General features: G+C 68.1%; 9 protein-coding genes. 5 read left to right on the forward strand and 4 right to left on the reverse strand.

What is annotated here, in order from left to right; all coding sequences use genetic code 11:
• Positions 1 to 101: 101 nt before the first annotated feature.
• Positions 102 to 1301, reverse strand: a complete 1200-nt coding sequence (gene nadA / locus JAO81_RS15410) for a quinolinate synthase NadA (RefSeq protein ID WP_199548422.1) — start codon at positions 1299 to 1301, stop codon at positions 102 to 104.
• Positions 1302 to 1606: 305 nt separating this feature from the next.
• Between nadA and JAO81_RS15415 the strand changes: the two genes are divergently transcribed.
• Positions 1607 to 1966: an iron-sulfur cluster assembly accessory protein gene (locus JAO81_RS15415; RefSeq protein ID WP_165332111.1), complete on the forward strand. Its 360-nt coding sequence runs from the start codon at positions 1607 to 1609 to the stop codon at positions 1964 to 1966.
• 78 nt (positions 1967 to 2044) lie between these two features.
• Here JAO81_RS15415 and JAO81_RS15420 read toward each other — a convergent pair whose 3' ends face one another.
• Both JAO81_RS15420 and JAO81_RS15425 read right to left on the reverse strand, forming a co-directional pair.
• A complete protein-coding gene (locus JAO81_RS15420; protein WP_307813398.1) occupies positions 2045 to 3505 on the reverse strand; it encodes a hypothetical protein in 1461 nt (486 codons plus the stop codon).
• A gap of 122 nt (positions 3506 to 3627) precedes the next feature.
• Positions 3628 to 3840 carry a hypothetical protein gene (locus tag JAO81_RS15425; protein WP_374194297.1) on the reverse strand — a complete coding sequence of 71 codons (213 nt, stop codon included), beginning with the start codon at positions 3838 to 3840 and terminating at the stop codon, positions 3628 to 3630.
• Positions 3841 to 4006: 166 nt separating this feature from the next.
• On the opposite strand from JAO81_RS15425, the gene JAO81_RS15430 reads away from it, so the two are divergent.
• Positions 4007 to 4981, forward strand: a complete 975-nt coding sequence (locus JAO81_RS15430; protein ID WP_199548423.1) for a carbohydrate kinase family protein — start codon at positions 4007 to 4009, stop codon at positions 4979 to 4981.
• Positions 4982 to 5044: 63 nt separating this feature from the next.
• Here the strand turns inward: JAO81_RS15430 and JAO81_RS15435 are convergent, their stop codons facing one another.
• A complete protein-coding gene (locus JAO81_RS15435) occupies positions 5045 to 6424 on the reverse strand; it encodes a cysteine desulfurase/sulfurtransferase TusA family protein (RefSeq protein WP_199548424.1) in 1380 nt (459 codons plus the stop codon).
• 312 nt (positions 6425 to 6736) lie between these two features.
• On the opposite strand from JAO81_RS15435, the gene coxB reads away from it, so the two are divergent.
• Genes coxB through JAO81_RS15450 form a run of 3 tightly spaced genes read left to right on the forward strand, consistent with a single transcriptional unit; the run spans position 6737 to position 9833 of the window.
• Positions 6737 to 7696 (forward strand): cytochrome c oxidase subunit II, encoded by a 960-nt coding sequence (coxB, locus tag JAO81_RS15440; RefSeq protein WP_199548425.1) that lies wholly within the window; start codon positions 6737 to 6739, stop codon positions 7694 to 7696.
• The gene (gene ctaD / locus JAO81_RS15445) at positions 7693 to 9438 is read left to right on the forward strand and encodes a cytochrome c oxidase subunit I (protein ID WP_199548426.1); all 1746 of its coding nucleotides are present in this window, start codon (positions 7693 to 7695) and stop codon (positions 9436 to 9438) included. The genes coxB and ctaD overlap by 4 nt, the downstream gene beginning before the upstream one ends.
• Positions 9435 to 9833: a cytochrome c oxidase subunit 4 gene (locus JAO81_RS15450; protein WP_199548427.1), complete on the forward strand. Its 399-nt coding sequence runs from the start codon at positions 9435 to 9437 to the stop codon at positions 9831 to 9833. The genes ctaD and JAO81_RS15450 overlap by 4 nt, the downstream gene beginning before the upstream one ends.
• The last annotated feature ends 71 nt before the right edge of the window (positions 9834 to 9904 follow it).

The following is a 9904-nucleotide window of genomic DNA, read 5'->3' on the forward strand; positions in this document are numbered from 1 at the left end:
GGGGCCGGGGGGGAGCCGGGGACCATCTGACCCCCGTCGGGCACAGGAGGGGCCCCCCGCGGACCGGGGGGGCCCCCTTTCGCGTACGGTCCGAAACCGGGCTACGGCAGCGCGAGCATCCGCTCGAGCGCCAGCTTGGCGAAGCTCTCCGTCTCCTTGTCGACCTGGATCCGGTTGACGAGCTTGCCGTCCGCCAGCGACTCCAACGTCCATACGAGATGGGGGAGATCGATCCGGTTCATGGTCGAGCAGAAGCACACGGTCTTGTCGAGGAAGACCACTTCCTTGTCCTCGGCCGCGAACCGGTTGGCAAGGCGGCGCACCAGGTTGAGCTCGGTGCCGATGGCCCACTTGGAGCCGGCCGGGGCGGCTTCAAGGGTCCTGATGATGTACTCGGTCGACCCGACGTAGTCCGCCGCGGCGACGACCTCGTGCTTGCACTCGGGGTGCACGAGCACGTTGACACCCGGGATGCGCTCGCGCACGTCGTTCACGCTGTCCAGGCTGAACCGGCCGTGCACCGAGCAGTGCCCGCGCCACAGGATCATCTTGGCGTTGCGCAGCTCTTCGGCAGTCAGGCCGCCGTTGGGCTTGTGCGGGTTGTAGAGCACACAGTCGTCCAACGACATCCCCATGTCGCGTACGGCGGTGTTGCGGCCCAGGTGCTGGTCCGGCAGGAAGAGCACCTTCTCGCCCTGCTCGAAGGCCCAGTCCAGAGCCTTCTTCGCATTGCTCGAGGTGCAGATGGTGCCGCCGTGCTTGCCGGTGAAGGCCTTGATGTCGGCGGAGGAGTTCATGTAGCTGACCGGCACGACCTGCTCGGCTATGCCGGCGTCGGTCAGCACGTCCCAGCACTCGGCGACCTGCTCGGCGGTGGCCATGTCGGCCATCGAGCAGCCGGCGGCCAGGTCCGGCAGCACGACCTTCTGGTCGTCGCCGGTCAGGATGTCGGCGGACTCGGCCATGAAGTGCACACCGCAGAACACGATGTACTCGGCCTCCGGCTTGGCGGCCGCGTCCCGCGCGAGCTTGAAGGAGTCACCGGTGACATCGGCGAACTGGATGACCTCGTCGCGCTGGTAGTGGTGCCCGAGCACGAACACCTTGTCGCCGAGCTTCTCCTTGGCGACGCGGGCACGCTCGACCAGGTCCGGGTCGGACGGAGAGGGCAGATCGCCGGGGCAGTCCACGCCGCGCTCGCTCTTGGGGTCGGCTTCGCGGCCGAGCAGCAGCAGGGCGAGCGGAGTCGGCTGCGGCTCAAAGCTGGGGGCAAGGTCCTGGGCCGTGGTCACGTCACGCACCCTTTCTTCTTCCGGCGGGCAGAGCCCACCGTCCGGGCCTGCTTTTCGTCGAATTGACGCTATCTATCATAACCGCTTCACGTCAGATTGACGATGTCTGATGTCGTCGATGTGACGCATTCCCCTGCGGCCGAGCGCTCCGGCCCTCGGGGCCGAGCCGTGCCCCGTACCCGCCCGGTGTGCGAGCATGAAGAGACAAGCGCGGCCGCACGCCGGAAATCGCCCCCGCCGACGGGGAATGATTCGGTGCCCAACGAGGTTGGCGGAAGCGGAAGCAGTCTCCGTACTACCCGGGAGAGATGTAGATGTCCGTTCAGGACGAGAAGACCACCGTGAGCGACGGCATCATCCTGTCCGACGCCGCCGCCTCCAAGGTCAAGGCTCTGCTCGACCAGGAAGGCCGTGACGACCTGGCGCTGCGTGTCGCGGTTCAGCCCGGTGGCTGCTCCGGCCTGCGCTACCAGCTGTTCTTCGACGAGCGCTCGCTCGACGGCGATGTCACCAAGGAGTTCGAGGGCGGCGTGAAGGTCGTCACCGACCGCATGAGCGCCCCGTACCTGGGCGGCGCCTCGATCGACTTCGTCGACACCATCGAGAAGCAGGGCTTCACGATCGACAACCCCAACGCCACGGGCTCCTGTGCCTGCGGCGACTCGTTCAGCTAAGCCTGAACGTCCCGTAGCACCGCGAAGGGCGGCACCCCGTACGACGGGGTGCCGCCCTTCGCGTATGCCTCGGAGGCGCTACTCGGCCGGTACCCGCGCCCCGTCCGGCCCGACGACCTCCCGGTTCCCGAGCGGCTGGTCCAGCTGCACGGTCTCCTTCAGCTCCTTGGCGATCATGATGCAGTACGTCCCCGGCTTCTGCGGCGTCTCCGTCACCGTCACCTCGACCCGGTCGCCGCTCTCCTTCACGGACGCCGCGTAGTCGCTGCACACCCCGCCCCAGAAGTGCACCGTGAGCGTACGGTCCGAGGCGCTGTACGACTCGATGTGCACGCTCCGAGGCTCCGCGGAACCGTCCCCGGGCTCGTCCGGAGCGGGTTCGGCCGGGGGCTCGGCGGAGCTCGGCAGGTCGGAGGGCAGCGGTGCGGGGGAGCGCAGGAACTCCTTCCGCACCGCCGGATGCGTCACGGTCACCGGCTCCGCACCCGCCTGCGCCACCGAGAAGAGCCACGACGGGACCAGGACCTGCCGCCCCTTCTCGTGGTACGCGGCAAGACCGAACACGGCGGACTCCACCTTCACCTGCTGCGGCTTCGGCGGCGCCGGCTTCGCACCCGGATCGCACGGCTGCTGCGGCTCACCGACGGTGTGATCGTCCTTGTGCGGTACGGCGCTGGCGCAGCCCCCGATCTTCCCGGGCGCGATCCCGGAGGGCGCCGAGTTGAGCTGCTCGAGCGCTGTCTCGGCGCTGATCACGGGGTACTCGGCGCCCTTCACCGGCTTCGCCAACTGCCCGCTCGCGCCGGAGACTTCACCGTTCGGCCCGACCTTGATCCCGGTCGAGGCGCCGTACGTCGGCAGCCCGCCCACCACGGGATCCGCGTTGACCACGCGCTCCGCACCCATCGTCTGCCGCGCGTCGAGCTTGGCGTCGTCCTGCCCGAGCGCCTTCAGTACGGGAGCGGCCGCGGCCTTCGCCGTCTTCTCGTCGACCGACGGCAGGTTCGCGAGCCCGGACGAACCGACGGGCTTGTCGCAGCCGCCCTCGCGCGGGCAGGTCTCCGCGTCGTTGACCAGCGGCGAATAGGTCCATGTCCCGGGTGCCTGCTTGGTCACCGTGAGCAGCGGCGCGTTCTTGCCCGTGCCGACCCGCCACTCGGCCCCCTGAGAGGTCACCTCACCCGGCACCTTCAGCGCCTCGGCCAGCTTCGCGACCTGCTCCTGCGCGACTTCACCCGAGGCCCGGTACACAGGAACGGACTCGGGCGCCTCGGGCAGCTCGCCCCGCGCCGTGAACTGCGCACCGCCCGGCACCGGTTCACCGCCGTCGGCGTTCGGCGTGTAGCCGTCGAGCGTCAACGGGGGAGGAGTGCCGTCACCGGCGGGCGCACCGGAGTCACCGCGTCCACCGCCGAAGGAGCCGCTGGTGGCGAGATAGGCGCCCCCGCCGCCCGCGAGCAGCACGGCCGCCGCGACCGAGGCGACCACGAGGCGCGACGTCGGCCTGCGGGTTTCCTCATCCAAGCCATCGGTGCTCACGACTGAACTCCTTCACCAGGGCCGGGCATCCCGGACCGTATGCCGACTCCCCACAACGGGGGATCGACAGTGGGACGGCCCGGGAGAGTGTTCGGTTCCCTGGCGAGTCGGGTGCGGGGCGCTCAGTCCCCGTACTCGGACATCGCGTCCAGCATCCGCGCGGACGCCGGTGGCACGACGATCCCATGGATCCGCGAGGGCGGCACGGGAGAGACGACGGAGGCCTGGGGCGCGGCCCAGTGCGGCACCATTCGGGCGCAGTCCCCCTGCAGCTGCTTCAGCGTGAAGTCCTGGGAGACGGGGGAGTGCGGCGCGGGCGCCATGTGCTTCGACATAACCGCACCGTACGCACGTCGTGCCCGCCAGAAAAACCCCTACTTTCCGGTAATTTCGCCAGGTCGCCGACGGTGGTGACTTGTCCGGTCGACCGGTTCAGAGATACGGGGACTTCCCGGTAGCGTGAGGTGTCAACCCCAGCCCACGCGCAGGAGACTCAACGTCGTGCGTATCGCAGTCACCGGCTCCATCGCCACCGACCACCTGATGACCTTCCCCGGCCGCTTCGCCGACCAGCTGGTCGCCGATCAGCTGCACACGGTCTCCCTCTCCTTCCTCGTCGACAACCTCGACGTCCGCAGGGGAGGTGTCGCAGCGAACATCTGCTTCGGCATGGGACAGCTCGGCACCGCCCCCATCCTCGTCGGCGCCGCGGGCTCCGACTTCGACGAGTACCGCGCGTGGCTCGACCGGCACGGCGTCGACACCGCCTCGGTCCGCATCTCCGAGACCCTGCACACGGCCCGCTTCGTGTGCACCACGGACAAGGACCACAACCAGATCGGCTCCTTCTATACGGGCGCGATGAGCGAGGCCCGGCTGATCGAGCTGAAGACCGTCGCCGACCGGGTGGGCGGCCTCGACCTGGTCCTCATCGGCGCGGACGACCCGGAGGCGATGCTCCGCCACACCGAGGAGTGCCGTTCCCGCGAGATCCCCTTCGCCGCCGACTTCTCGCAGCAGATCGCGCGGATGAACGGTGACGAGATCCGCACCCTGCTCGACGGCGCCACGTACCTCTTCTCCAACGAGTACGAGAAGGGCCTCATCGAGTCCAAGACCGGCTGGAGCGACGAGGAGATCCTCGGCCGCGTCGGCCACCGCGTCACCACCCTCGGCTCGCGCGGTGTGCGCATCGAGCGCGTCGGCGACGAGGCCATCGAGGTCGGCTGCCCGGAGGAGGACGCCAAGGTCGACCCGACCGGCGTGGGCGACGCGTTCCGCGCCGGCTTCCTGTCCGGTCTGTCCTGGGGTGTCTCGCTCGAGCGCGCCGCCCAGATCGGCTGCATGCTCGCGACCCTGGTGATCGAGACGCTCGGCACGCAGGAGTACACCCTGCGCCGCGCCCACTTCATGGACCGCTTCACCAAGGCGTACGGCTTCGAGGCGGCCGCCGAGGTCAAGGAACACCTGGCGTAATTCGGCCCCTGCGGCGTTTGAGCAGGGAAACCAGCCCGCCGCAGGCGCCACCCACCCGCAGGGCTAGACGAGCCGGCGGACCACGTAAGCCCACCCCTGGTCCGCCGGCTCCTCGCCCACGTACTCCTGTTCGCGCAGATGGCACCACGCGCGGATGTCCAGCTCGGCCACCTCGTCGTCGGAGAGCACGGTCACCGTGCCGCCGACCTTCACCCGGCCGATGGCCTTGGCCAGCTCGATCACCGGCAGCGGACACCGCTTGCCGAGCGTGTCGAGAACCAGCGACGCGAGCCCCTGCGACGCGGCTCCCGTGACCGGCGCCCCCAGCTTCTCCCGTACGGAAGCGACCGCGTCCGGCAGCACGGCGAGGAACCGCTCCACGTCCTCGCGTGCGGTCCCCGGCGGCAGCGACACCCGCACATTGCCCTCGCTCAGCACCCCCATCGCCTTGAGTACATGGCTCGGCGTCAGCGTGGAGCTCGTACAGGAGGAGCCGGACGACACGGAGAACTCCGCCCGGTCCAGCTCGTGCAGCAGGGACTCGCCGTCGACATAGAGACAAGAGAACGTGACGATATGCGGCAGCCGCCGCTCGGGGTCGCCGACGACCTCCACATCCGCCACGAGCTCCGGCACCCGCGCCCGGATCAGCGCCGTCAACTCCCGTAGCCGGGCCGCCTCTTGAGCCGCCTCGGCCCGCACGGCCCGCAGTGAGGCCGCCGCCGCGACGATCGCCGGCAGATTCTCGAACCCGGGCGCCCGCCCCGACTCCCGCTCGTCCACGGGACCTTGTACGGAGAAGCGCACTCCCTTGCGTACGGCCAAAAGGCCCACACCGGCCGGACCGCCCCATTTGTGCGCACTGCCCGTCAACACCGACCAGCCGCCCTCCACCGGCCCCCACGCAAGGGACTGCGCGGCGTCCACGAGCAGCGGCACCCCGGTCGCCCGGCAGACCTCGGCGATCTCCGCGACCGGCTGCACGGTGCCCACCTCGTGGTTGGCGGACTGCAGACACGCCAGCGCGGTGTCCTCGCGCAGTGCCCGTACGAACAAAGAAGCGTCGACCCGGCCACCCCGGTCCACCGGGATCTCCGTCACCTCACCGCCCTGCCCCTCATGGACCGCCGCCGAATGGAGCACCGCGGAATGCTCCACGGCGGACACGATCAAGTGACGCCCGGCGCGCCGCCGTCCGGCCAGGGCGCCCGCGATCCCGGTGTGCAGCGCCTGCGTACCGGAGGCGGTGAACGCCAGCTCGTCCGGGCGGCAGCCCACCGCTTCGGCCGCCGCCTCACGCGCGGCGTCGAGTAGCAGCCGGGCCCTGCGGCCCTCGCGGTAGAGCCGGGCGGGGTCGGCCCAGCCCTCGTCCAGGGCGGCGAGCAGGGCCTGCCGGGCGACAGGGTGCAGGGGGGCGGAGGTCGCGGCATCGAAGTACGGCACGTCCTCACGCTACCTGCGCCGCTCATCCGTACGAGGGGTCGCAGCCGCACCGGCCGCCTGTCCGGCCAAGGCCGCACCGACTTACTGCCGGTATCAGTCGAGGGACCGTCAGTTGCCTGTTCAAGGGCGGTTTTCCACCCCTTCGGGTCGTCGCCCGGCGCGTTGGGCACCCTCCCCGCGCGACCCCAAATAGCGTCCAGTAGGGTTTGGTCCGCATAAACATCCAAACCCCTGCCCGTACACGGGCCGGTGCCCGACCAAGCATCATGGACGAGCCCGGTCGAGCGGGCGAGACTCTCGGGAAGGCGCTACGTGAGTCCCAACGGCTCCGACCGCTCGTCGCGGCGCCCGATGCGGCGGAAGCTGCCGCAGGTGCTGACTGCGGGCCTCATTCTTGCGACCGCTACAGGTTGTACGTACGAGGATTTCCCCCGCCTTGGAATGCCCACCCCCGTCACGGAGGAGGCTCCTCGGATCCTCTCCCTGTGGCAGGGCTCATGGGCCGCCGCGCTCGCCACGGGCGTGCTCGTCTGGGGCCTGATCCTGTGGAGTGTCATCTTCCACAGGCGCAGCCGCACCAAGGTCGAGGTTCCTCCGCAGACCCGGTACAACATGCCCATCGAGGCGCTGTACACGGTGGTTCCGCTCATCATCGTCTCGGTGCTCTTCTACTTCACGGCACGCGACGAGACGAAGCTGCTCGCCCAGTCCGAGAAGCCCGCCCACACGGTCAACGTGGTCGGCTTCCAGTGGAGCTGGGGCTTCAACTACGTCGAGAACGTGCCCGGTTCCAAGGGTGACGCCAAGACGGACGAGAACCTCGCGGACATCCCGGACAAGTACCGGGACGCGTTCCCGGCCGGCGCCGGCGGTGTCTACGACATCGGCACCCCGGGCACCCGGAACCCGCAGAACAACAACCCGGGTCCGACCCTGTGGCTGCCGAAGGGCGAGAAGGTCCGCTTCGTGCTGACCTCGCGCGACGTCATCCACTCCTTCTGGGTCGTGCCGTTCCTGATGAAGCAGGACGTCATCCCGGGCCACACCAATGTCTTCGAGGTGACCCCCAACAAGGAGGGCACCTTCATGGGCAAGTGCGCCGAGCTCTGCGGCGTGGACCACTCCCGCATGCTGTTCAACGTGAAGGTCGTTTCTCCCGAGAAGTACCAGGAGCACCTGGAAGAGCTCGCGAAGAAGGGCCAGACCGGGTATGTCCCGGCCGGCATTGAGCAGACGGACAATGCCAGGAACTCGGAGAAGACCCAACTGTGAGCATCCTCAACGAGCAACCAAAGGGTGCCGCCGAAGCCGAGGACTCGTATGAGAACGAGATCCCGGTCCGGCGCAGGCAGCCCGGCAACGTCGTGGTGAAGTGGCTGACCACCACCGACCACAAGACGATCGGCACGCTGTACCTGGTCACGTCGTTCGCGTTCTTCTGCATCGGCGGTCTGATGGCGCTCTTCATGCGCGCCGAACTGGCCCGTCCCGGCACGCAGCTGATGTCGAACGAGCAGTTCAACCAGGCGTTCACGATGCACGGCACGATCATGCTGCTGATGTTCGCGACGCCGCTGTTCGCGGGCTTCGCGAACTGGATCATGCCGCTGCAGATCGGTGCTCCCGATGTGGCGTTCCCGCGGCTGAACATGTTCGCCTACTGGCTCTACCTGTTCGGCTCGCTGATCGCCGTCGGCGGTTTCCTCACCCCGCAGGGTGCGGCCGACTTCGGCTGGTTCGCCTACTCCCCGCTGTCGGACGCCGTCCGCTCGCCGGGCATCGGCGCCGACATGTGGATCATGGGTCTGGCCTTCTCCGGCTTCGGCACGATCCTCGGTTCGGTCAACTTCATCACGACCATCATCTGCATGCGCGCGCCCGGCATGACGATGTTCCGTATGCCGATCTTCACCTGGAACGTGCTGCTGACCGGTGTGCTGGTCCTGCTCGCCTTCCCGGTGCTCGCGGCCGCGCTGTTCGCCCTGGAGGCGGACCGTAAATTCGGAGCGCAGATCTTCGATGCCGCAAATGGCGGCGCCTTGCTATGGCAACACCTCTTCTGGTTCTTCGGGCATCCAGAGGTGTACATCATCGCCTTGCCGTTCTTCGGCATCATTTCCGAGATCATCCCGGTCTTCTCGCGCAAGCCGATGTTCGGTTACATCGGTCTGATCGGTGCGACGATCGCGATCGCGGGTCTGTCCGTGACGGTGTGGGCGCACCACATGTACGTCACCGGCGGAGTGCTCCTGCCGTTCTTCTCCTTCATGACGTTCTTGATCGCCGTGCCAACAGGCGTGAAGTTCTTCAACTGGATCGGAACGATGTGGAAGGGGTCCTTGAGTTTCGAGACCCCGATGCTCTGGACCATCGGCTTCCTGATCACCTTCACCTTCGGTGGTCTGACCGGTGTCATCCTGGCCTCGCCGCCGATGGACTTCCACGTCTCGGACTCGTACTTCGTGGTGGCGCACTTCCACTACGTGGTGTTCGGCACCGTCGTCTTCGCGATGTTCGCCGGCTTCCACTTCTGGTGGCCGAAGTTCACCGGCAAGATGCTGGACGAGCGCCTCGGCAAGATCACCTTCTGGACGCTGTTCGTGGGCTTCCACGGCACGTTCCTGGTGCAGCACTGGCTGGGCGCCGAGGGCATGCCGCGCCGTTACGCGGACTACCTCGCGGCCGACGGCTTCACGGCCCTGAACACGATCTCGACGATCGCGTCCTTCCTGCTCGGTATGTCGATCCTGCCGTTCATGTACAACGTCTGGAAGACCGCCAAGTACGGCAAGAAGGTCGAGGTCGACGACCCGTGGGGCTACGGCCGCTCGCTCGAGTGGGCCACGTCCTGCCCGCCGCCGCGGCACAACTTCCTCACGCTGCCGCGTATCCGCTCCGAATCCCCGGCGTTCGATCTGCACCACCCGGAGATCGTCGCCATGGAGCAGGAACAGCTGGCCGCCTCCGGCCACGGTGACAAGGCCCTCGCGGGCGGCAAGGAGGCAGGCAAGTGAAGGTCCAAGGAAAGATGTTCATCTGGCTGAGCGTCTTCGTGCTCGCCATGGCGATCGTCTACGGCGTGTGGTCGAAGGAGCCGGCCGGTACCACGGCTCTGTTCCTCGCCTTCGGTCTGTGCATCATGGTCGGCTACTACCTGGCCTTCACGGCCCGGCGCGTGGACCAGATGGCGCAGGACAACAAGGAGGCCGATGTCGCGGACGAGGCCGGCGAGGTGGGGTTCTTCTCCCCGCACAGCTGGCAGCCGCTCGCGCTCGGTGTCGGTGGCGCGCTCGCCTTCATGGGCGTCGTCTTCGGCTGGTGGCTGCTCTACTTCTCGGCCCCGATCATCCTGGTCGGCCTGTGGGGCTGGGTCTTCGAGTACTACCGCGGTGAGAACCAGAACCAGTGACGCGCTAGCACGCTGAGCTCCCCGAGGGGCCCGGACACTCCGTCAGGGGTCGTCCGAAGGCGGATCGGAGC

The organism is Streptomyces sp. N35 (assembly GCF_016464295.1).
GTDB lineage: Bacteria > Actinomycetota > Actinomycetes > Streptomycetales > Streptomycetaceae > Streptomyces.